This is a genomic window from Clostridium sp. LY3-2 (assembly GCF_024705715.1).
In the GTDB taxonomy this organism is placed as follows: domain Bacteria; phylum Bacillota; class Clostridia; order Clostridiales; family Clostridiaceae; genus Clostridium.
The window spans coordinates 64753-87318 of record NZ_JAMDLQ010000039.1; the positions used below are offsets into that span (position 1 = coordinate 64753).

The 22566-nt window shown below is 25.2% G+C and carries 22 protein-coding genes and 1 riboswitch; of the genes, 2 read left to right on the forward strand and 20 right to left on the reverse strand.

Annotated features, from left to right (window positions below; genetic code table 11):
- Nucleotides 1-95: 95 nt before the first annotated feature.
- The 6 genes from M4I33_RS12635 to M4I33_RS12660 form a co-directional block, all read right to left on the reverse strand.
- Nucleotides 96-905, reverse strand: a complete 810-nt coding sequence (locus tag M4I33_RS12635) for a MetQ/NlpA family ABC transporter substrate-binding protein (protein ID WP_257917131.1) — start codon at nt 903-905, stop codon at nt 96-98.
- A gap of 21 nt (nt 906-926) precedes the next feature.
- Nucleotides 927-1565 (reverse strand): methionine ABC transporter permease, encoded by a 639-nt coding sequence (locus M4I33_RS12640; protein WP_257917132.1) that lies wholly within the window; start codon nt 1563-1565, stop codon nt 927-929.
- A 1-nt stretch (nt 1566) separates the two neighbouring features.
- On the reverse strand, nt 1567-2541 hold the full coding sequence (locus M4I33_RS12645) for a methionine ABC transporter ATP-binding protein (protein ID WP_257917133.1): 975 nt from the start codon (nt 2539-2541) through the stop codon (nt 1567-1569).
- A gap of 78 nt (nt 2542-2619) precedes the next feature.
- Nucleotides 2620-2756: riboswitch (SAM riboswitch) on the reverse strand.
- Nucleotides 2757-2817: 61 nt separating this feature from the next.
- A complete protein-coding gene (locus tag M4I33_RS12650) occupies nt 2818-3315 on the reverse strand; it encodes a GNAT family N-acetyltransferase (protein WP_257917134.1) in 498 nt (165 codons plus the stop codon).
- Between the two features lie 33 nt (nt 3316-3348).
- Entirely contained in the window at nt 3349-3636 is a 288-nt protein-coding gene (locus tag M4I33_RS12655) for a DUF503 domain-containing protein (RefSeq protein WP_194189694.1), read from the reverse strand.
- An 80-nt stretch (nt 3637-3716) separates the two neighbouring features.
- Nucleotides 3717-4481: a hypothetical protein gene (locus M4I33_RS12660; RefSeq protein ID WP_257917135.1), complete on the reverse strand. Its 765-nt coding sequence runs from the start codon at nt 4479-4481 to the stop codon at nt 3717-3719.
- 151 nt (nt 4482-4632) lie between these two features.
- Between M4I33_RS12660 and ilvA the strand changes: the two genes are divergently transcribed.
- Nucleotides 4633-5835, forward strand: a complete 1203-nt coding sequence (ilvA, locus tag M4I33_RS12665) for a threonine ammonia-lyase (protein WP_257917136.1) — start codon at nt 4633-4635, stop codon at nt 5833-5835.
- Nucleotides 5836-5865: 30 nt separating this feature from the next.
- Here ilvA and M4I33_RS12670 read toward each other — a convergent pair whose 3' ends face one another.
- The 7 genes from M4I33_RS12670 to yqeC all read right to left on the reverse strand — a co-directional run bounded on the left by M4I33_RS12670 (nt 5866) and on the right by yqeC (nt 13680).
- The gene (locus tag M4I33_RS12670; RefSeq protein ID WP_257917137.1) at nt 5866-6621 is read right to left on the reverse strand and encodes an ABC transporter ATP-binding protein; all 756 of its coding nucleotides are present in this window, start codon (nt 6619-6621) and stop codon (nt 5866-5868) included.
- 18 nt (nt 6622-6639) lie between these two features.
- Nucleotides 6640-7650 carry a HAMP domain-containing sensor histidine kinase gene (locus M4I33_RS12675; protein ID WP_257917138.1) on the reverse strand — a complete coding sequence of 337 codons (1011 nt, stop codon included), beginning with the start codon at nt 7648-7650 and terminating at the stop codon, nt 6640-6642.
- Nucleotides 7647-8321 carry a response regulator transcription factor gene (locus M4I33_RS12680; protein WP_257917139.1) on the reverse strand — a complete coding sequence of 225 codons (675 nt, stop codon included), beginning with the start codon at nt 8319-8321 and terminating at the stop codon, nt 7647-7649. Before M4I33_RS12680 ends, M4I33_RS12675 begins: the two co-directional genes overlap by 4 nt.
- Nucleotides 8322-8450: 129 nt before the next feature.
- Nucleotides 8451-9245 carry a hypothetical protein gene (locus tag M4I33_RS12685; protein ID WP_257917140.1) on the reverse strand — a complete coding sequence of 265 codons (795 nt, stop codon included), beginning with the start codon at nt 9243-9245 and terminating at the stop codon, nt 8451-8453.
- 143 nt (nt 9246-9388) lie between these two features.
- Nucleotides 9389-12328: a hypothetical protein gene (locus M4I33_RS12690; protein ID WP_257917141.1), complete on the reverse strand. Its 2940-nt coding sequence runs from the start codon at nt 12326-12328 to the stop codon at nt 9389-9391.
- A gap of 78 nt (nt 12329-12406) precedes the next feature.
- Nucleotides 12407-12979 (reverse strand): NTP transferase domain-containing protein, encoded by a 573-nt coding sequence (locus M4I33_RS12695; protein ID WP_257917142.1) that lies wholly within the window; start codon nt 12977-12979, stop codon nt 12407-12409.
- Nucleotides 12980-12993: 14 nt separating this feature from the next.
- On the reverse strand, nt 12994-13680 hold the full coding sequence (gene yqeC, locus M4I33_RS12700) for a selenium cofactor biosynthesis protein YqeC (protein ID WP_257917143.1): 687 nt from the start codon (nt 13678-13680) through the stop codon (nt 12994-12996).
- A 143-nt stretch (nt 13681-13823) separates the two neighbouring features.
- On the opposite strand from yqeC, the gene M4I33_RS12705 reads away from it, so the two are divergent.
- A complete protein-coding gene (locus M4I33_RS12705; RefSeq protein ID WP_257917144.1) occupies nt 13824-14408 on the forward strand; it encodes a metal-dependent hydrolase in 585 nt (194 codons plus the stop codon).
- 39 nt (nt 14409-14447) lie between these two features.
- Here the strand turns inward: M4I33_RS12705 and M4I33_RS12710 are convergent, their stop codons facing one another.
- The 7 genes from M4I33_RS12710 to M4I33_RS12740 all read right to left on the reverse strand — a co-directional run bounded on the left by M4I33_RS12710 (nt 14448) and on the right by M4I33_RS12740 (nt 22564).
- Nucleotides 14448-16781 carry a 3'-5' exonuclease gene (locus tag M4I33_RS12710; RefSeq protein ID WP_257917145.1) on the reverse strand — a complete coding sequence of 778 codons (2334 nt, stop codon included), beginning with the start codon at nt 16779-16781 and terminating at the stop codon, nt 14448-14450.
- Nucleotides 16782-16878: 97 nt separating this feature from the next.
- Nucleotides 16879-17589, reverse strand: a complete 711-nt coding sequence (locus tag M4I33_RS12715) for a nuclease-related domain-containing protein (RefSeq protein WP_257917146.1) — start codon at nt 17587-17589, stop codon at nt 16879-16881.
- Between the two features lie 12 nt (nt 17590-17601).
- Nucleotides 17602-18750: a diguanylate cyclase domain-containing protein gene (locus tag M4I33_RS12720; RefSeq protein WP_257917147.1), complete on the reverse strand. Its 1149-nt coding sequence runs from the start codon at nt 18748-18750 to the stop codon at nt 17602-17604.
- A gap of 79 nt (nt 18751-18829) precedes the next feature.
- Complete coding sequence (locus M4I33_RS12725; protein WP_257917148.1) at nt 18830-19981, reverse strand: diguanylate cyclase domain-containing protein; 1152 nt, start codon at nt 19979-19981, stop codon at nt 18830-18832.
- A gap of 213 nt (nt 19982-20194) precedes the next feature.
- On the reverse strand, nt 20195-20782 hold the full coding sequence (locus tag M4I33_RS12730; protein ID WP_194189679.1) for a CDP-alcohol phosphatidyltransferase family protein: 588 nt from the start codon (nt 20780-20782) through the stop codon (nt 20195-20197).
- Nucleotides 20782-21882 carry a (Fe-S)-binding protein gene (locus M4I33_RS12735; RefSeq protein WP_257917149.1) on the reverse strand — a complete coding sequence of 367 codons (1101 nt, stop codon included), beginning with the start codon at nt 21880-21882 and terminating at the stop codon, nt 20782-20784. Before M4I33_RS12735 ends, M4I33_RS12730 begins: the two co-directional genes overlap by 1 nt.
- Nucleotides 21863-22564: a TVP38/TMEM64 family protein gene (locus tag M4I33_RS12740; RefSeq protein WP_257917150.1), complete on the reverse strand. Its 702-nt coding sequence runs from the start codon at nt 22562-22564 to the stop codon at nt 21863-21865. Before M4I33_RS12740 ends, M4I33_RS12735 begins: the two co-directional genes overlap by 20 nt.
- Nucleotides 22565-22566 lie beyond the last annotated feature (2 nt).

Consider the following 22566-nt stretch of genomic DNA (forward strand, 5'->3'; position numbering starts at 1 on the left):
ATTATAATTTTAACCTCTAAAGATACAGAAGTAAAACATCTTATTTTTTTATAGAAAAAAGGATATTAAACTTTAAAGCTTAATATCCTAAAATTTTAAAATACTGGGATTACAGCACCATCATATTTTTCATTAATAAAGTCTTTAACTTTTTGTGAAGTTAACGCTTCTCCTAAGTCCTTAATTTTTTGAGAATCCTTATCTTCTGCTCTCACAACTAAGATATTTGCATAAGGCTCTGAACCTTTTGAATCTTTATCTTCTTTAATTATTGCATCTTTTTTAACTGAGAACCCCGAGTCTATTGCATAATTTCCATTTATAACAGATGCATCTACATCTTCAAGAGTTTTTGGAAGAGCTGCAGCTTCAAGTTCTTTAAATTTTAGATTCTTAGGATTTTTAGTTATATCCTTTGGAGTTATTAGTTCTCCATCCTTTATTTCTATAATTCCATTTTGAGCTAATAGTTTAAGTGCTCTAGCTTCATTTGATGGATCGTTTGGAATTGATATTGTGTCTCCATCTTTTAATTCATTTAAGCTTTTAATCTTTTTAGAATAAAGTCCTAAAGGCTCTAGGTGAATTTTTTTAGTGTAAACTAAGTCTAACCCTTTAGCCTTTTTAGTTTCTTCTAAATAAGGTATATGTTGAAAAAAGTTTGCGTCTAAACTTCCTTCAGAGAGTGAAGTGTTTGGAATTACATAGTCTGTAAATTCTTTTATATTAACTTTATACCCCTTATCTTCTAAATCCTTTTTAGCAATTTCTACTATCTCCTTATGAGGTACTGGTGTAACTCCTATAGTTATAGTTTTATCATCCTCTGCACTTTTACCTGTACATCCTATTAATCCTATACTTAAAATTCCTATTAATAATGTTCCTACTAATCTTTTTTTCATATCTAATTGCCCCCTAAATATTTATTTTGATAATTTTTTATAAAAATAATTTCCTAAACTTTGAAGTCCTTGTACTACTATTATTAGAATAATAACTGTAGCTATCATAATATCTGGCTTTAGTCCATAATATCCATACCTTATAGCTACATCTCCAAGTCCTCCTCCACCTATAGCCCCTGCCATAGCTGAATATCCTATAACGCTAATTATTGTTAAAGTTAACCCAGAAACTATACTTGGAATAGCTTCAACTAATAAAACCTTAAAGATTATTTGAAAATCCGATGCCCCAAAAGATTTAGACGCTTCAATAACTCCTTTGTCTACTTCTCTTAACGAATTTTCTATAATCCTTGAAATAAATGGTGCTGTAGCTACAGTTAACGGAAAAATAGTTGCAGCTGTTCCTATTGAAGTTCCTACTATAAACCTTGATATCGGAATAATAACAACCATTAAAATAACAAATGGGAAACTTCTTAAAATGTTTATTATAAAATCTAATGTGCTATATACTATTTTGTTTGGCTTTAAACCATCGCTTGAAGTAATAGTTAATACTACGCCTATAACAAAGCCTATTATAAGTGCAAAAAATGTTGATAGAAAAACCATTATCCCAGTTTGAATTAAAGCCTCTATTAAAATTTCAAACATTTTATATAACCTCCCATTCTACATCTTTATCTTTTAAATAATTTAATATAACTTCTTCGTCTTCTTTAGATACGTTTATAACTAAACTACCTATTACATCTTCTCTAAACTTTTCAAGTTTTCCAAAAACTATAGAAAAATCTTTTAAAGTTTCTTTTGCCATCTTAGTTATAAGTGCATTTTCTGAAGAGTCTTTTCCAAAATATATTTTTATATTAATACCATCTTGCGGAAGTACCTCTATATCATCTTCAGATAAGAAATTTTTAAGCTCATTTTTTGGCTTTAAAAATAGTTCTTCTGAAAAACCTTCTGCTTTAACTTTCCCATCTACTAAGAGTGTTATTTTTTCACAAACCTCCTTTACAACTTCCATTTGATGTGTAACTATAACTATAGTTATTTTTAATTCTTTATTTATTTTAGATAATAAGCTTAATATATCTCTTGTTGTCTTTGGGTCTAATGCTGATGTAGCCTCATCACAAAGTAGTATCTTAGGATTTAAGCTAAGTGCCCTAGCTATAGCAACCCTTTGCTTTTGACCTCCTGATAATTCTTTTGGTTTTTTATTTTCTTTATCTTTTAGATTTACAAGTTCTAAAAGTTCGTTAACCCTAAGTCTTATATCATTTTTACTTAGCCTAAGCTTCTTTTGCCAAAGTTCTAGAGGAAGAGCTACATTTTCAAAAACTGTTTTTCTCTCTAAAAGATTAAAGTTTTGAAATATCATTCCAATATCACGTCTAAGAGTTAAAAGTTCCTCTTTACTTAAATCTTTTATTTCATTTTTAAAAACTTCTATGCTTCCAGAGTCAAAGCTTGAAAGACCGTTTATACACCTTAAAAGAGTTGACTTACCAGCTCCACTATGCCCTATTATTCCATATATCTCTCCCTCGTTTATTTCTAACGAAACATCATCTAAAACTTTTAAATCCCCAAAACTCTTTTTAATATTCTTTATAGTAATCATATTTTAGCCCCCTTTTATAAATAAAAAATGCACTAGAGACTAAATCTCTAGTGCATATAAAACTCACTTCAATCTACCCTCTCATCTTTCAACTAAAATTTAATAGTTGCTGGAATTAGCACCTTATAAATAATTTAAGACACGAAAAATACGCTTAAATATTTATAGGTTGCTGGGTTTCATAGGGCCAGTCCCTCCACCGCTCTTGATAAGAATTTATTTAATTTTACATTTCTTGTATATTAATATATATTTTTTTAGATAGCTTGTCAATAGTTATTTTAGAATTTTTTGAAGCGCTATGTAATTTCCTTCTTTTCCTTCTAAGTTCATCATACCTTTTTTTATGTACCCTGAACCAAAATATAACTTTTGAGCTATTTTATTTTTTTCGTTAGTATCTAATTTTATAGAGTCATATCCGTTATCTAATGCAAATTTTTCAATTTCTCTGATCATTTTTTTGCCATAACCTTTGTTTGAAAACTTTCCATCTATCATAAGTCTATGTATAAGTAGGGCACGTTTAGAATAAGAAAAATTAATTTTATTATAATTAATATCATATTTATCATTTAAACAAACTGCGCCTATTATTTCTTTATTATCTTCTAAAACATATAATTCATCATTTTTTAAATCTTCTTCAAAATGAATTTTCCTTGGGTAATTTTCAGTCCAATTTAAGCCTGTAACCTTTCCTAATTCTAAAACCCTATTTAAAATATCTTCAAAATTATTTAAATCATCTCTTGTTGCTTTTCTTAATTTCATAATAAAACCTCACAATATATTTTTAAATATATATTAAAAGATTTCAGCTATTTCTTCAATATCTATAATTTCGCCTTCTATATTACTTTCAACAAAATCTATAATCTTTTCTTTTGCGCTATGTAATACTTTAACATCACTAAAAGCTCCAGCTATTCCTAACTGCATTAATTTATGATCATCTAGATAACCAATCTCTGAAATAGAAATATTAAATTTATTTTTAAGTCTTCCAATTATGCTTAATCTTATCATTCTCTTTTCTTTTAATGACTTTACAAAAGAATTCCTTATAGTTATTTTCATAATTAATACGTCCATATTTACACCTCACTAAAAATACAGGTAATTTTCTTTTATTTATATTATGATACTTTACCTGTATTTTTAAAATAGTATATTTATTTTTTTAAATATTCTTCATCCTTTGTTTTCAAATCCCTATTATCAAAAGGTGAACTTATTAAAGCTTTAGTAAATAATTGTGGATAATAGGTTCCTAGGTGTTCTATATAATTAACCCACCTCACTGCAATTAATCTATAGGATATATTTATATCTTCTTCTAAATGCTTTTTTTCATACTCATATTCTATTTTATTTAAATAAAATCTAGTGTTTAATTCATCTCTTAAATGCAAAACAGAAATTACAGCATCTGTAAAGCCTTCTTTTTCTTTTAAAATAGTATTTGAAATTAAATCAATTATAATATTACTCTTTTCATTTAAAATCATCTTAAGGTCAAAAAGGTCAATACCATCAATCTTTGCACAAAAATCATTATTTAAGAAAATCTCCATAAGATTTTCATAATCCTTTTTAGTAAAATCCCTTTTTATAATGCATTTGTCTCTTATATCATCAATACAATCATCAGCATTTACAAATATTCTTAAAACTTCCGTACCAACTTCATTAAAAAATATTCCAATTAGCATATTTATTTCTTTTTCTATTTTAGCCTTTTCCCGTTTATTTAATATCTCATTAAATATATACCCTGTAACTAACATATTTAAAGGAATACTTGCTATATTCATAACTATAGAAGTAAATATATCTCTAGAATTATGAAACAAAAAATAATATATAGCAAATAATAAAACTGTTAAAAATACAAGGCCCATAATTCTCTTTATTTTGTATATAATCCCTTTATCCATAATCAAAATTTCTCCAAAATTAAAATTCCCCTAAAACTCTATACATCTATAATTTAATATATTTTTTTATAAGGACAAATGTGATTATTTGTTTGTACTATATATTCAATAAATGTATAATAAAGTAAAAGGCTAAAAGGGGGTGCAGTTTATGCATTTAGACAAAATTAAAACTGCAAGAGAAAATATTAAAGACACAGTAATCAAAACACCATTACTTCATAGTAATGTATTTTCTAAGCTTACTTCAAATAATGTTTATATGAAATGTGAAAACCTACAACTTACAGGTGCATATAAACTTAGAGGAGCTTTAAACAAGATTAAATCGCTTTCATCTGATGATTTATCTCGTGGTGTAGTCTGTTCCTCAGCTGGAAACCATGCTCAAGGTGTAGCATATGCAGCTGATCTTCTTTCTGTTAAATCCACTATTGTAATGCCTGAAACAACACCTTATCTTAAAGTACAATCTACTAAAGATTTAGGTGGTAATGTTATACTACACGGTAAATGTTATGATGATGCTTATAATGAAGCTAGAAAAATTGAATCGCAAAAAGGTATGACTTTCCTTCATCCTTTTAACGATATTGATGTTATTTATGGTCAAGGAACTATAGGTCTTGAGATTTATGAAGACTTAAAAGATATCGATATTATACTTTGCCCAATCGGCGGAGGAGGTCTTATAAGCGGAATATCTTTAGCTTTAAAATCAATTAATCCAAACATCAAAATCATAGGTGTCCAAGCTGAAGGGGCATGTGCTATGGCGCATAGCTTTAAAAACGGCAAATTAACTCCTTTAGATTCTGTAAACACCATAGCTGATGGTATAGCAGTTAAATCCCCTGGTGATTTAACATTTGAAATTATAAAAGAATATGTAGATGATATTATTACAGTTACAGATACTGAAATAGTTGAAGCTTTCTTAATCCTTAGCGAAAAACATAAGCTTATAGCTGAAGCTTCTGGCGCAGCATCACTTGCTGCAATTAAACTTTTAAATGTTAAAGATAAAAATATAGTATCTATTATAAGTGGTGGAAATATCGATATGTTAACTATAACGTCTTTAATTAATAGTGCTTTAGTTTCAAGAGGAAGATTATTTTGCTTTAATGTTGAACTTACAAATAGACCTGGTATGCTAAATGAAATATCAGAAATTTTAGGACAAACTAATGCAAATATCGTTAGACTTGAACATAATCAATTTAAAGCTAGAAATAAATTAACTAATACAAACTTAGAAGTTACAGTTGAAACAAACGGTTATGAACATATTGAAACTATTAGAAAAGCCTTTATTACAAAAGGTTATTATATAGAACAAAAATTAAAATAAAAAAAAGGTGCTTTAAATGCACCTTTTTTCTTAAGTATCTCCACCTAGTAAAGTAACTACTTCCATTATTCTATCGAAAAATTCTTTATTACTTGAATTTCCTTTTTTTATTTCGTTAAATATCTTACCATCTTTAATAAATATAACTCTATTTGAATAACTTGCACTATACGGATCATGGGTTACAAGTAGTATTGTAGAATTAAATTCTTTATTCATCTCTTCTAAAAGCTCTAGAAGTTTTTTAGCTGAATTAGAATCAAGTGCACCTGTAGGTTCATCAGCTAAAACTATAGATGGATTTTTTATAAGAGCCCTTGCAACTGCAATCCTTTGTTTTTGACCTCCAGATATTTCATAAGGATACTTATTTAAAATATCAAAAATTCCAATTCTTTTACTTATATCGATAACCTTTTTTTCTATTTCTACTCCAGAAATATTTTGAATAGATAAAGCTAGTGCGATATTTTCAAAAACAGTTAAAATATCTAAAACATTATAATCTTGAAAGATATATCCGTACTTATAGCTTCTAAACTCTTCTAAATCTATCCCTTTTAATTTAGTTATATCAACATCATCGATATATATATTTCCAGTTGTTACCCTATCTATAGTCGCTATACAGTTTAATAAGGTAGTCTTTCCACTGCCTGAAGAACCCATTATAGAAACAAATTCACCTTCACTTACATCAAAGCTTATATCGTCTAATGCTTTTGTGATATTATTTCTGCTACCATAATACTTTTCTACATTTTTAACCTCAAGTATTTTTGACATTTTAGTCCCCCTTAAGTTTTATTCTTTAAAATTAGTAGTAGACCCTACTGGAAAAACTAATTTTAATTCTGTTCCTTTTTCTAGCCTCTTAGGAGATATGCCTATTCTTAATTTTCTGCAAAGCTTTTTACAAATATATAATCCTACACCTGTTGACTTACCAAATATTCTTCCATTTTCTCCTGTAAATCCTTTATTAAAGATCTTATCTATATCTTCTTCTCTTATCCCTACACCGTTATCTCTTATGAAAAGCACAACGTTATCTTTATTTTCTAAAGAAGAGATAGTAATCTTTCCAAAAGAATCTGTATATTTTAAAGAGTTATTTATAATTTGATTTATAATAAATTCTAACCATTTAGAATCACTGTATACAGTTTCTTCTAAACCTACAGTTTCTACCATAATACGCTTTCTTATAAAAACTCTCGAATTTCTTTTAATAACTTTATTAACTACATCTTTTAATTTTATCTTTTTAATTATGTAATCATCGTTTGCAGTATCCATTTTTGAATAATATAAGACTTGCTCTACCATAGAATCTATAGAATTTATATCATTTACTAATTCCTTGCCTACTGTTTCTTTATTATTTTCTATATAAAGTTTACTAGATGCTATTGGAGTTTTTATTTCGTGCACCCACATTTCTATATACTCTTTATAATCCTTTTGAATCTTTTTATAATCATTTAAAGTTTCATGCATAACCTTATTTGATTCTCTTAAAGAATCATAAAGGATTTTTCCTTCAATAAAGTTTGGCTCCTCTATAACTTCTGCAATTAAATATTTTTTATCTAATTCTTCTGTAACTGTTTTTAATTCATTAAAAAATTTTCTCTCTCTAATAAATTCAGCTATTATGTAAGATATCAAAGGAAGAAACCATATTACAAATACAATAAAAACTATCCCTGAACCAAATTTAAATATTCCCATAAGAACTGACATAATTCCAAAAATAAATATGTTCATTATTATAAAAAAAAGTTTATCTTTTATATAATCTAAAAAACTCATTTCATTATATACCCTAGTCCTCTTCTAGTTTCTATAATATTTTGAAGCCCAAGTTCAGCTATCTTTTTTCTAATTCTAGTTACATTTACAGATAAAGTATTATCGTCTACAAAGTAATCAGTGCTCCATAAATGCTCCATCAAGTCTTCTCTTGTAACTATTTCTCCCCTATTTTGCATTAAAAAAGAAATAATTTTAATTTCGTTTTTAGTAAGTTCAGTTTCTTTATCTCCTCTTACTAAAATTCCTTTTGAAAGGTCTAAAGTCATATCATCATATGTAATTTTATCAGACCCCTTATCTTTTCCCTTATAAGTTCTTCTTATAATTGATTCTATTCTAGCTATAAGGATATTTGTGTTATAAGGTTTTGTTATAAAATCATCAGCACCTAAATTCATACTCATAATTTCATCCATATCACTATCTCTACTTGTAACTATAATTATAGGAACTTCTGATTTCTTTCTTATTTCTCTACATATATGATATCCATCAAAATAAGGTAAATTAATATCTAAAAGAATAAGGTTAGTGTTTTCTAAATCTATATCTTCTATAACCTTACTAAAATCAGTTATTAAAGAAACACTGTAACCATAACGCTCTAAAAGCTTACTTAGTTCGTTTCTTATCCCATCGTTATCTTCTATAATAGTTATGTTATACATATTATTCCCTCCTTAGTTTATTCATTTATTCCTATTTTACTACATAATCAAAATAAAATAAGGTTATATGTAATTTTTAAGAAAAAATTTATCACATATAACCTTTTTTTAAGAAATTTAAGTTTTTCTTTACTTAATCATTTCGCAAATATTAATACCATTTTTCTCTGAAACTTTATATTTTTCACTAAAACTTCTATCATCAAAAGGGTTATTTAACATTGCTTTTAAAAATAATTTTGGATATTCTTTTTTAAGATGTCTCATATATCTTACCCAACCGTAAGTTAACGCTCTATAAGCATCTTCTATATCTTCTTCTATATGATTTTTATCACAACAATTACATTCACATTCCATTTTAAAATATCTATCTAAAAGTTCTTCTCTTAAATGCATTAAAGTTATTATCATATCTGAAAAACTTTCGTGTTCCATAAGAGTAGGATTAGTTATTAAAGATATAAGAAAATCCTTTTCTTTATTTAAAATATCTGATATCTTTTTAATATCTAAATTTTCTAAATTAACTTCGTATGAATATTCATCTAATTCAGTTTCTAATGCTTTAAACTCTTCTTTTCCCCAAGACTTTTTAATAAAAGCATCGTTTTTTATTAAGTCTATATTTTTATCACCTTTTACAAATTCATCTAAAAGACTATTTCCAAGTTCAGAATAAAACACACCTTTAATTATAATTAGCTTTTCCATTTTGTGATGTGTTTCTCTTTTATCTAAAAGCTTTTCTATAACAAAAGCAGTAAAAAATACATCCATAGGTACAAATGCTATATCTGCAACTAAAAATATTAAAGTATGATGTAAATCTTTAAATATTAAATAGTGGAAAAAATGTAATATAAGAGATAATCCTATAAGTCCTGATCCTATTAAAAAGGTCTCTTTTTTGTATTTATCCAATTTATGTCACCCTTTTCTTTCTTTTTTTCTTTTGAATTATACAACTTAATATTTTCTTATTCAATATTTTTTATAGTATATGAAAGAAATTTATTAAAATATATAGTTTCTTAATAAATTTAAAAAGGGCTTTTTTAGCCCTTTTATTTGTTTGGATATATATAATTTGAACTATCTTCTCTTAAATATACGTAGTCTCGCTTAGATAATATAAAATAATCTTCTGGTTTAAAATATCCGTGAATTATATTTTCTAAAAATCCATCTTTAAAATTTATGGAATCATCTTTTATCTTAAGCTGCAACTTATTTTTATCTATTATATTTATTTCACCCTTTAAGTCTTTATTTAAATAACTTTCATCTAAGATTTCACCTTTAGCTAAAATCCTTATTTCACCTAAAGAATCTAAGTCACTATTAATTTTAATAATATATAAAAATCCTTCTTTAATAATAGTACCTTTAAATATAGTATTAGCTGAATTTAATGATATCTTTTCAAAATCTATATCTTTAGAAAACTCTATAGAAAACAAACTATCATTTAAATTATTATTATTATTATTTATAGTAACCCAATTAAAAGATTTTATATTAAACTCTTTAACTTCTAATCTTTTAAAAGATTTTAAAATATCTCCGCCACTTTCTCTAGTTTTAAGTTTTGAGATGTTTTCATCAAAGGTTGAAATAAATAATTTTTCGCTTTCTAAATTCTTTATTATATTTGATTTTATTTTAAGTTCTATAATATTAGAATATACTATAGAAGCACTTAAAACATCACACCTTATCCCCTCTAAAGTTTCAACTAAAAAATCTTTTTTATCTACATAAACTATATCTTCGCTATACTTTAATGCAATTATAAGAGAATTAGAATCTTCTTTATCTTCCCTAATCTTACTTACTGATATAACTAAGCCCCTTAGATTATTTATAACATTTTTACATATACCAAAAGATATATCTCTTTTGAAGATATCTTTAATTTTAGAGTTTTTTATAAATTCTATAGAAATATTTTTAGTTAAGCTATTAAAGCTTTCTTTTTTAAAATTAAATTCTATTTTACTTAAAGATTCTAAAACCCTAAAAGATTCAGGATATATAGTTTCGTCATCTAATTTAATTTTTATATAATCTAAATCAACTGTTTCTTTATAGAACCTTTTATTTAAATCACCAGTTGAAAAAACTAGTTTTTTATCTTCTACTATCTCTATTAAAGAATCACTAGATTCTATATCTATTGGAGTTACAATAGATTCTATATTTAATGTTTCATATAAAGGATAAATATTTCCAGCGCTATTTGTTATATATTTTATATCTTTAAGCCTTGTGTATCCTAAAAGAATATCAAATGTATCATAATCTAATTTAAAATCTTTAAGGAAAGAATTTTTTATAGAAACTATAGCTATATCTTTATTATTTATAAGTTCTACCTTTGCCTCATCTAAAACTAGACTCTTAAAAGCTTCACTTCCTTTTCCTATAAGTTTTATATTAGATGGATTTAATATTGAATTCTCTATTTCTCTAGCTTCCATATTATCATTAAATTCAAATAATAATATTTTAAAATCCATTAATTCATCTTCTGAAAGTAAAACTCTACTGCATTCTGGAATTTTTCTATCTGTTACTTTTATAGATTTATTAGTTTCTTCAATAGAAACATAAGATAAATCCTTAACGTCTTTAATATTTAAAATATAATCTCCAAACTCTAAATTATTTAAAACCATATAATATTCATCATACTTTTTATAAGTTTTATTAAAATTATAGATGCTATCTATAACTATTGGAATTTCTTTTTTATCTAATTCATTTATAAGTTTATAGTTATTTGTATCTATAGCTGATGGCACGTCCATATCTTCTGAATATTTTAAATAAATTATAGTTTTATTTTCTAAAAGTAGATCTTTTATATTTTTATATTCAGTATCTTTTATTTCCTTTGCAATTTCAAGCTTTGGAATAACTGGGATTATATCTTTTAAAAAATCACTTTCTAAAGTTTTAAATCCTGATGCATCTGTTATGCTAGTTAAAGTTACTTTAATGTTTTCTCCCCTAAGAAGAGGAGTTGATTTATCTAAGTAAAATCTAACCTTTTTTAAAGAATTATCTGCATATTCTAAAGGTTTATTTTTATCTAATTCCTTCTTAATTCCGTTACATAAAATATTAAAGTTTTCATCTTCTAAAATAAGTACTTCATTATCGTAAGTTACTATAATTTCATAAAGAGATATTATTTCTATATCTTTAACCTTTGTCTTATTTTTAAATTTTTCTAAAGAAAACTCTTTAATAGTTAAAGGGTAATCTAATCTATAATGGCTATAATCTTTTAATTGATTATCCTTATAATCAATTAATGCGAAACTATTTATAATCAAATTATGATTTTCACCTTCTGGTAGATTTTTATAATTTGAAGTAATAATAATAGTTTTTAAATCATCAGACACATCTACATTAAAAGGTTTAATAGATTTTGTATTTTCACTATCTGAAATAGTTATATTTGAAATAATATGCCCACTATATATATTTAAACTATCATTTTCTAAATCAATTAAATTTTTGTCTTTAAAGAAACTTATATAAAAGTTTAATAAAGCCTCTTCTTTTATATTTTCTAACTGTTTTTCAAATTCTCTTAATTTATATAAATAATCTAAGTTTTCTATAGGCTCATTAAAAGATATCTTAATAATCCTTGTACCTATTCCAGAAACATCTACATTTTTAATATAATCTTTAGTTAAAACCTTAAACTTTTTATCCCCTAAGACTTCATCATCTTTATAAAGAGTTACTAAATACTCTTCATCCTCTTTTAAAAGATTTGAATCATCTAAAAGAATAACTCTAGTTTTTAAAAACTTTTCTTCACTTTCTTCAGTAGATTTAAATACCAAACTATGATTTATAACTAAATCTAAGGAATTTATATTCTTTAATTCTATATACATATCTTCATCAAAAGGTATATCTAAAATTAAGTCTACAGATTTTCTACATACATTTTCAAATGTTAAATTTATTTTATTTTCCAAATCTATCTACTCCTAACCCCAAAAATTATTTCCTTATCATAATATGTATAGAGAATTAAAATGTGCTTTATACTAGTTTTAAAGTAATTTTAATCCTTCTTTAAAATCTTCCTTTGTATCTATATCAAAAAAGTTTTTAGAGTTATTAAATTCTACAAATGTAACATCTTTTAGATTTTCTTTTATTATATTTCTTCCACCTACGTCTCCTAAAACCTTAAGTAATTCATTCTTATATTTTATATGGAAGATAGTTGGCATCTTTTTTTCACCATTTACTTTTGGAACTATTATTTTAGAGCCTTCATTAAACTTTTCTATCATAAAAAGTAAATCCTCTTTCTTTAAAAAAGGCTCATCTGAACTAAAAAACATTATTCCATAAGCGTTTGATTTAATGCTTTTAACCCCAAGCTTTAAACTTGAACTTTGCCCTTTATAAAATTCATCATTTTTTATACATTTAAACCCATATCGATCGCCTAAAATTTTAACTTCTTCGTCTTTATAAACTAATATCTTTTCTTTAAATGGAATGCTTTCTATAACCTTTAAGGTATATTCTATTAAAGGCATACCATTAAATTTTAAAAGAAGTTTATTTTCTCCCATTCTTTTGCTCATTCCAGATGCTAAAACTATCGCTACCATAATTTAAATCTCCTCTATTTATAAATTAAATCCTCTTTTAAACTTCCAATTATAACTTTTATATCGTAATCTTTTAATCTATCTTTTATTTCTTTTGAATACTCTAAATCCCCTAAACTTTCAACGCAGTTAATAAATAATATTTTTTTTAAAGAACTATTTTTAAATAGTCCATTTTTATCTTTTACAATATCTATTATTTCATTAACCCTTATTTTCTTAGCTTTCTTATCTTTTATGATTTCTTTAAAAAGTTCTAATCTATGTATATTATCTTCATCTATAGAAATTCCTATAGAATTTATAGGGATCACCCCTATAGTTTTAGTAGTCTCTTCTAAAACTACAGGTTCTAAATCGTTCCACCCCTTTATCTTTTTTCTTTTAGAACCATCCCCTTCTATTATAGAATAATCAAATTTATTAATCTCACCTTTAATTAAATCTAGGTCTGCACTTACCTTTTCTCCTTTAATTTCTGAATATAAAAAGTATCTACCATTTCCTTTTATATCTATCTTCTTTTGAAAATAATCCACATCTTCTTTATTTGGCTTAAACATTTTAGTTGTAGTTGTTAATAAGACCTTATTATTTTTAAGTTCATTTCCTAATTTATAAAGCAATGTAGTCTTCCCCCCTGAACCTACTATAGTTACTACATCACCCTTTTTTATACTAAATTCTTTAGTTAAATTCATCAATATACCCTCCAAATACTTTTCTTTTATAATTACATTTTAATCTTCTTAACTAAAAATATAAATTAAATCTCCTATATGTTATTGATTTTCTTTATAAGTTTTATATAATATTCTTAAATAGACAAGTTAAAGGAGATACAATGACAAAAGAAACACATTCATCTGGGGGATTAATTATTGCACTTTTAGCTTTAAATGTTTTTTTAACTAAGTTCATTTCAAGCTATAGTTTAATTTATAAGATATTTCTAATACTTTTATTTTTCCACTCCTCATATATAGGCGCACTTTTCCCTGATATAGATATGAAAAGTTCTTACATAAGTAAAAGATACCCCTTTTTAGCTAAGCATTTCGGTAAAAAATGTAGGCACCGTGGTTTTACACATAGCTTTTTAGCTGTACTTTTATTTTCATTCTTTTTTGAAGTAATCTATATGATATCTAACCAAAACATAATAGTATTATCTATAGGTCTTGGTTTTGTATTAGGTTATGCTTCACATATGGTTCTTGACTTTCTAACTTCTGAAGGAATAGAATTCTTTAACCCAATAAGAATAAATATACATATTCTGCCTATAAGAACAGGGGGAACTTCTGAAAAATACATAAATAAATTTTTAAGATTAATGATAGTTTTACTATGCCTTTATAACATTTTATTAATTGCAGGTGATTATTATAAATTTGATATAATAACTTATATTTTAAATATTTTTTAAATTAAAAGGATGCTGCTTTAATCGCAACATCCTTTTAATTTAATATCTACTTATAGATATATTATTTCCATTCAAATTTTCTAAAACTTCTAACATATTTTCTGAATTTCCATAAACATCTTCACTTGGAACCGTAAAAGATATTTTTTTCCTACTTCTTGTAATACCACTATATAGTTTATATTTATCTATATCTTTAAAGTTTTCTATAGTTGCACCTGTTATATACACACTATCAAAATGAAATCCTTCAGCTTCATCTATAGTTAGTATAGGAATAACATTTTCCTTTGTAACAAATTCAAAACTTTCTTCTCCAAAAATATTACAGATATCTAAAATACTTACTAAATCCTCTTGGATACTTTTATTTTTAGAATCAAAATATATAAAAAATTCTTTTAATACTTTTTTATATCTACTTCCGTTATCCCAATCAAATAAATAAACCTTAGGTGATTTTAAAACCTCTATAGTTAAAAATAAGATATCTAAAGGCTTAACTAGCTTTTTTCTTAAAATATTTCGTACAAATATAAGATCTTCTTTTATTTTCAAAAAATCATCTATATAAGTTTTTATAAAATCTTTTCTTGATTCTTTTTCTTTTATTATTTTATTATTAATAAAATAATTTAATATATCTAAAATTTTGAATACTTCTTTTTTACTATTTTTTATATTTAATTTATTTAATATGTTGTCTAAACTATAGTCTGATAAATTTAAGTATCTCATAGCTATTTCTCTTATATCATAATAGCTTTTATGATTTAACTTCTCTAAACCAAGTAAATCGTTTATTTTATTTATTGTATTAATTGAAAAAGCTGCATTTTCAGAAATTATAAGATGCCCGCTTACAAAACTTAAAAACTCCTTCATACTTAAGATAGCTTCATTTAAACTAGAACTTTCACCTATATATATAATTTTATCTAAACTATCTATTACATCTCCCCTAAAATCAACCTTAAGACAGGATAATCTAATAATTTCCTCTTTATTTATAATTCTTTCACGGCTCACCCCTATAATTACTGCATTTTCTGCTTTTAGATATCTTATAAGCCTTGAAAATGGATCGCTATACTTTATAGATGACCCATCTATAAAGTCAGATAACTTAACATTTATATTATTATCTTTTATTTTATCTAATACCTTTTTTTCTATATTATAAAAATTATTTATAACATTTTCTAAGTGATAGTCACTATGTTTATCTATCAAAAGATTCATAAAAGATAGTATTCCTTTAATTTTTTTATTATCTACAAAGTTTGTGTCTGAACTTAGAGAAAAAGTTAAGCTTCCCTTAGAATATTTATCTAAATAAAGCTTTAGCTGCTCTCCATATAATGCTTCACTTGCAATAATTCCATGGCTTAAATTTTTATTTGTGAGCTTATCTTTTAATATATTACTTACTAAAAATTCAGCTTCTGACTTTAAATTTTTAGTTTTTATGATATCTATAGTTTCCCCTACATCGCCTTTAGAAGACTTTATACTTCCTATATTATTTAGACACATTTTTGTATATTCATTTTCTAAATAAACTAATCTCTTAGTTCCTCTATGATTTGTTGTAAACTCAATTACTTTATGATTATAGTTTTTCTTAAAATCACTATATATTTTCTTATCCTCTGATACAATATCAGAAACTAACATAATGTTATTGTTTTTAAATATCTTAGATAAAACTTTATACTCTTTAAAGCTCATTTTACTTACTTTATGAATATTTATATATTTATATTTTTTACTATAAAAATCTGAAATATCTTTTTCTTCTAAAAGAGTATCTGCATAACTTAATACGTCTAAATAATCAAGAAGGTTGTTTTTAAATAAATACTCATTATATTTATTTAAAATTTCATTATCTAATATATTATTTAACTTATCTTTTTTTAACCCCTCATATATAGATTCTACGCTTTTATTTATCTCTTTTAAAATCTCATTTTCTTTTAAAATACCCTTTAAAATTTCAACTGAATCATTATCATCTACAAAACACCAATTGTTAGAAACCTTAAGTTTATTTGTCCCCTCTAGTCTAACTAATCTTACACAGAATTTCTTTATAGTCATTATGTTTATTCTATCCCATTTTATATCAGTTCTTTCTAGCTTATTTCTTAACCTTATTTCATTAATATTTTTTGACACTATAAGTAAAATTTCTCTTTCTTTTGCATATCCTTTATTTAATATGTTAACTGTTCTTTGCAAAATAGCTTCTGATTTACCAGTTCCAGGTCTCCCTTTAAGATAGATATTATTTTTTAAATCCATTATAGCTTTAAGCTGCTCTTCATTTAAATCTATAATTTCATGTCCTACCGATTTGATTTTACTCACCTTCTAACTTTTAATATATACATAAATAGTATTCTATAAAAATATCCTTTATTACTTATAAAAAGAAAAAACACTTTAAATATTTTATTTAAAGTGTTTAGTAACTATCTAAAATATCAATCACCTTTTCTAACTCTTCTTTAGAAAGATAATCTTTATTTTTCTTTATTCTTTTTAATAGTTTTTTCTCTTTATCAAAAACTATATTTTTACTATTTTTAATTTTAAAAGCCTTAGTGGATTCTTCAAACCTATTAAAATATACAATCCCTGTAACAAAAGTATCTACCCCTTTAGATTTTAAAAGTTTAGATAATTTATACCCTTGACCTTTAACTTGCTTTATAGGATTATATATTTTATTTATACTGTTTCCATTTAAAATAGAAATATATTCATCATCTATATTTCCACTTGCAATCCCTTTTATATTTTTAACTTCAACTATAATTACTCCACTTTTTGAAACTATAACTATATCTATCTGTGCCTTTTCGTTATAATAACTTTTAGGTAAATTTATATCGTTAAATACGTGGTATTTTCCATTTAATTTTTTTAATATGTGAAGAACATTTTCTTCGCCTGTTAACCCTTTTTTGTATTTCTTATTTCTTAGATTTATCTTGTTTATCTTTTTTATCGAAATAAACCACACAAGTGGCGACAGCAAAAATAACGGAAAACTTGTATAAAATATACTACCTCCTAAGATTACAGTAATTATAAGAGAACTTATAATATAAAGTGGAATCTTTTTATCTATCTTATCTTTAAGAGAATTTTTTCTTCCGTGAATTCTCGCCATACCTACTCCTTATTATCTTTTAGACCTTTTATCTCTATACATATAATAATCAGCTTTATCCATAACTCTTACTATGTCTTCCCCTGTTTTTTTGCAAATCGAATACCCTTTAGATAAACTAACTATTATATCACTATTCTTATTAGAGTCTTCTATTACTCTATCTAATTCGTCTATTTTACTTTTCACATATTCTTCTGATGAATTTTTAATTATTATCATAAATTCATCTCCGCCCATCCTAAATTTTATACAATCATCTTTAAATACTTTTTTTAATATATTTGCAGATTTTAAGATAAGCTTATCTCCTTCTAGATGACCTCTCGTATCATTTAGTTCTTTTAAATTATCTATATCTACTATTATTACACTAAATTCTCTATCTTTTATCTCTTCTATTTTTTCTTGTAGATAATTTCTATTTCTAAGTTTAGTTAAGTTATCGTTATACATTATATCTTCAATTTCTTTTTCTTTCTTTTTTCTTTTTTCGATGCATCTTCCGATACCTCTTAAAAAAAGCCCTCTTCCATCTTCCTCTATAGATGGAACTGCAAGATTTTCCATCCAGATATAATGACCATCTTTATGCTTAAGCCTAACTTCAACTATCCACATTTCATCTCTTTTATTTATTAATTTTTGTTTTAATTTAGCTTTATCATCTTCATGAATAATCTCCCCTACAAAAGCTTCGTTATTATATGCTTCATCTAAAGAGTAGCCTAAAACCTCCTCTATAAGATCATTAACATACATAACACTTATCTTTTTATCTTTTATCCTTAAAGAATAAACTAAATCATTTAACCCCTCATATATATTTTTAATAATACATTTTGAACCTTCTTTGGTCTTGCAGCAATCTACTTTATAAATAGATATGTAATTTAAAGCTCTATCATCATCATTTCTATGGTTTAAAAATTTTACATCATATAAATCGAAGTTTCCCATGTTGTCTAATAAAGTAACTTTACCTTCTTGTTTTTTTCCGTCACAATATAATTCTTTAATATCTTTACCTATAACAGCTTCTTTTTTATATCTAAATATTTTTTCTATATTATCTGTTACGTCAGTAATAATATCGTTATTGTCTACTTCAAATATAACCTCTCTCCTAAGCTTATTAAATTCACTTTGTTGAAACTTCACAAAAATGCCTCCATAAAAATTAATTATCAATATATTATAGCAAATTTAATCTGTTTTAAGAAGGTAAAAAAATTTTTCTTTATTCTTCATTTAGACTGTACTTTAAATTTCTCGTACACTTTTTCTCACATTCCAAGCTTTTTTTCTTTTGCTTTTCTTTATACATATTATAATCAGCTTCTTCTATAGCTTTTCTAATATTATCTCTTTCCTTGCTATATAAAGAATATCCTTTTGAAAGTGATACTTTTAAGATAGAGTATTTATTATATCTTTTTATTTCTTCTTCTAATTCTTTTATTTTTTGTTTTACTATTTCTAAACTCGCTTCTTTTATAACTATAATAAATTCATCTCCGCCTATTCTAACTTTAATATCCTCTTTAAAGATTCTTTTAAAAATATTTGCAGCACAAAGTATAAGTTCATCTCCTATAAGATGTCCAAAATTATCGTTTGTTTCTTTTAGATTATCTAAATCTATAACTATTATTCCTAGATTTTTCGATTTTAATTTTTTAATACTATCTTCAAAGTATTTTCTATTGTTTAGTTTTGTCATCGAATCACTATAAATTAATCTTTCTAATTCATTTTGAGCTAATTTTCTTTCTTGAATACACCTGCTTATTCCTTTAATTAAAGTTAAATTACCATTATCATCATAGCTTGGAATACATATATCTTCAAACCATATGTATTTTCCCTCCTTATTTTTAACTCTTACTTCAAGACTTTTATTTATACTCTTTTCTGATAAAACTCTTCCCCTTAGCTTTTTTAAATCTAGAGGATGAATTAAATCTTCTATAATCAATTTTTCATTGTAAAAGTCCTCTTTTTTATAACCTAAAAGCTTTGTTACTGCATTATTTAAATAAATGAACTTTTTCCTTTTATCTATCTCTCTTATATAAATTATATCTTTTGCATTTTCATATAATCCCTTAAGTGATAATACATTTCTTGAATCCTCGCATCTGCTTTCTGTAATATCAATTAAAGAAATACACCTTTTCTTTTCTGGAAGTTTTTTTATATTTAAATCAAATATCTTTATAGTCCCTTCTAAGGTTTCCATAAAAACTTTACTTTCCTCTTTTACGTCTCTAATAATATCGTCTTTTAAAATTAAACTTACCTTTTCCCCTATGACATTATTTCTTTCATAGCCTAAAATTTTGCAAAATCCCTCATTAACATCTATTATGCTATCGTCCGCATTTAACATAATTAACACTTCTCTACCGTACAAATCCTACACATCCTCTTATATTAAATTACCCCTATAATCTAAATAATAAATTCTAAACTATCATATCATGAGCTTTCCTTTATAGCCTTATTATACCAAACCTTTTAAATATATTTAAATTCTATCTAAATTATTAACCGATTATTTCCAAAATAAAAATGCACCCTTAGGCGCATTTAAATTAAACTTTTATTTTAATAGCTTTTTAGCTTCTATTATTCTTTGAAATATAGTTATAAGAATTATAATAGTAAATATATTTATTGTAATTATTTTATAATTTCCCTCTAAACACATTATTAAAGAAAACATTATAAATCCTTCTGTCCTTTCAGCAACACCTGCTTGATACCTAAAGGATTTAACTCCGTTATTTTTAGAAAGGGCTCCGACTGTTAAAAATATAGTCATAGATATTAAAATAGAACACAATAAAAATAATAAATAAATTCTTGTGTTTTCGTATTTTAATGCAATTGAAATAATTATAGAAAGTTCAACTAATCTATCAAATGTAATATCAAGTAATGTTCCAAAGGGTGTAGTTAAGCCAAGCTTTCTTGCCATAGCACCATCAACAGAATCTAAATATCCCGATATCCAAAGAAGTAAAAGTGCAATAATTATATTACCATAAAAATTAAAAAATGCTGCTAATATCCCTGTAATTAAAGCAATTACAGTAACTAAATTCGGAGTAAACCTTAGCTTTAAAAAAACTTTTGCGCCTAAATTTATTAAAGGATTTACATACTTTCTTCCGTACGTATCTAACACTAATCCCACCTCTTACTTTTTAGATTTAAAGTTATTCTATTTTTAAGACCTTCAATTGAACTCACTTTTCTAAAATCAGTAGTTTTTCTATTTAAAACCTCTTTATTAAATAAAAAATCTAAGATATGTAAGGTTTTTTTATTCTCTGTTTTTAAAGTATTAACGCAAGATGCACAGTAGGATACAATTGTGTCACACTCAGCTTCATTTGCCCTCTTCTTACTTTGCTTTAAGAATAATTTATTGTTTGTAACTAAAACCATCCCGCCAGCGCCGCAACAGACAGTGTTTTCTCTATTTTTTTTAAACTCTATAACATTTAGTCCTAAAAATTTTAGTATGCTTCTAACATCATCTTGAATCTTTTTTTCTTTTTTCATCGGACAAGGATCGTGAAGCGCTACGCATTTAAAGTCTTTATATTTATCTTTTAAATTACTATCTAATCCTTTATCCCATAGTATATTCCAAAGACTACTTACTTTAATTCCTTTAAGTCCATCCTTAAAAGTATTATAGCAATTTGCACAAGCTACTATAACTTCTTCTATATTATTTTCTTTTAGTTCTTTATTTAAGTTTTCTAAGTTTTCTTTATAGCTTTTTATATCACCGATGTCTTTTGAAGGTTTACCGCAGCATCTTACTAAAAGTTCTAGCGTTTCTCCTTCTTCTTTCTTTAAATAATCTAATGTGTTTTTTATAATATCGTTATTATAACTACTTAAACTACATCCTGGTATAAAAACTTTTTTAGTGCTTTTATTTTTAATTTTATTTTTTGTAATTTTTGAAAAACTTATTTTTTGGTGAGTCTTTACTGATTTTAGATTATATTTTTTTAAATCCTTACCTTCTTTATAAATATCTTCTCTAAGACTTAAAAACATATCTTTTAAATCTAAATCTTTTATGCAAACTTCAGTGCAACTATTGCAAAGCATGCAAGAGTAAGAAGCATCTTTAATATTTATTTTAGAATTTAATATATCACTCATTAAATCCTTTGGTGAATCACTAAATTCTTTCATCATAGGACATACTTTATAACATCTATTGCAGTTTATACATTTTTCAAAATTATCTAAAACCTTTCTCATTTGAACCTCTTTTTTCATCATAAACTTTCTTTAAAACATAAATAGCAATGCTAAGTGCAAATAAAATTAAAAGTGCTGTCATAAGGAGTTTAGCACCTCCAGTTAACATTCCACCAACGTATGAATAAACTATAGTTGCAGGAAGCTGACCTATCCCTGTTGCTATAAAGAAAGATATAAAACTCATAGAAGTAAGTCCTGCTGCATAACTTACTAAATCAAATGAAATAAAGGGTAAGAGCCTTGCAATTAATATAGTATGCTTTCCGTACTTTTCGAAAAAGCCTTCTATACTAGTAAAAGCAGACTTTCCGTTTAATTTTAAAACAGCATCTCTTCCTAAGCTTCTAGCTATATAAAAGCATAAAGAAGCCCCAACCATAGAACTTACCCAAGATAAAGCTGCGCCATAAACAAAGCCAAATATAGCTGCATTACTTAATGTAATTAAAAATGCTGGGATAGGTGCAACTATTGATTGTAGTATCATAAGTGCAAAAGATACCAATGGGGCTATAGGTCCAAAGGATAAAATATATTCCTTTAACATATCTAAATTCATACTACTTAAATAAAATACCATTTGATTTACAAATCTATTAACAGGCTTTACAAACATATATATAAGAATTATTAGAATTAAAGCTATTATTTTTATTAAAAACGATTTTTTCTTACTCATAT

Excerpts from the sequence above, each read along its gene's own strand:
- M4I33_RS12635 (WP_257917131.1), bottom strand. The coding sequence starts at position 905 with ATGAAAAAAAGATTAGTAGGAACATTATTAATAGGAATTTTAAGTATA.
- M4I33_RS12640 (WP_257917132.1), bottom strand. The coding sequence starts at position 1,565 with ATGTTTGAAATTTTAATAGAGGCTTTAATTCAAACTGGGATAATGGTT.
- M4I33_RS12645 (WP_257917133.1), bottom strand. The coding sequence starts at position 2,541 with ATGATTACTATAAAGAATATTAAAAAGAGTTTTGGGGATTTAAAAGTT.
- M4I33_RS12650 (WP_257917134.1), bottom strand. The coding sequence starts at position 3,315 with ATGAAATTAAGAAAAGCAACAAGAGATGATTTAAATAATTTTGAAGAT.
- M4I33_RS12655 (WP_194189694.1), bottom strand. The coding sequence starts at position 3,636 with ATGGACGTATTAATTATGAAAATAACTATAAGGAATTCTTTTGTAAAG.
- M4I33_RS12660 (WP_257917135.1), bottom strand. The coding sequence starts at position 4,481 with ATGGATAAAGGGATTATATACAAAATAAAGAGAATTATGGGCCTTGTA.
- ilvA (WP_257917136.1), top strand. The coding sequence starts at position 4,633 with ATGCATTTAGACAAAATTAAAACTGCAAGAGAAAATATTAAAGACACA.
- M4I33_RS12670 (WP_257917137.1), bottom strand. The coding sequence starts at position 6,621 with ATGTCAAAAATACTTGAGGTTAAAAATGTAGAAAAGTATTATGGTAGC.
- M4I33_RS12675 (WP_257917138.1), bottom strand. The coding sequence starts at position 7,650 with ATGAGTTTTTTAGATTATATAAAAGATAAACTTTTTTTTATAATAATG.
- M4I33_RS12680 (WP_257917139.1), bottom strand. The coding sequence starts at position 8,321 with ATGTATAACATAACTATTATAGAAGATAACGATGGGATAAGAAACGAA.
- M4I33_RS12695 (WP_257917142.1), bottom strand. The coding sequence starts at position 12,979 with ATGGTAGCGATAGTTTTAGCATCTGGAATGAGCAAAAGAATGGGAGAA.
- yqeC (WP_257917143.1), bottom strand. The coding sequence starts at position 13,680 with ATGAATTTAACTAAAGAATTTAGTATAAAAAAGGGTGATGTAGTAACT.
- M4I33_RS12705 (WP_257917144.1), top strand. The coding sequence starts at position 13,824 with ATGACAAAAGAAACACATTCATCTGGGGGATTAATTATTGCACTTTTA.
- M4I33_RS12715 (WP_257917146.1), bottom strand. The coding sequence starts at position 17,589 with ATGGCGAGAATTCACGGAAGAAAAAATTCTCTTAAAGATAAGATAGAT.
- M4I33_RS12725 (WP_257917148.1), bottom strand. The coding sequence starts at position 19,981 with ATGTTAAATGCGGACGATAGCATAATAGATGTTAATGAGGGATTTTGC.
- M4I33_RS12735 (WP_257917149.1), bottom strand. The coding sequence starts at position 21,882 with ATGAGAAAGGTTTTAGATAATTTTGAAAAATGTATAAACTGCAATAGA.
- M4I33_RS12740 (WP_257917150.1), bottom strand. The coding sequence starts at position 22,564 with ATGAGTAAGAAAAAATCGTTTTTAATAAAAATAATAGCTTTAATTCTA.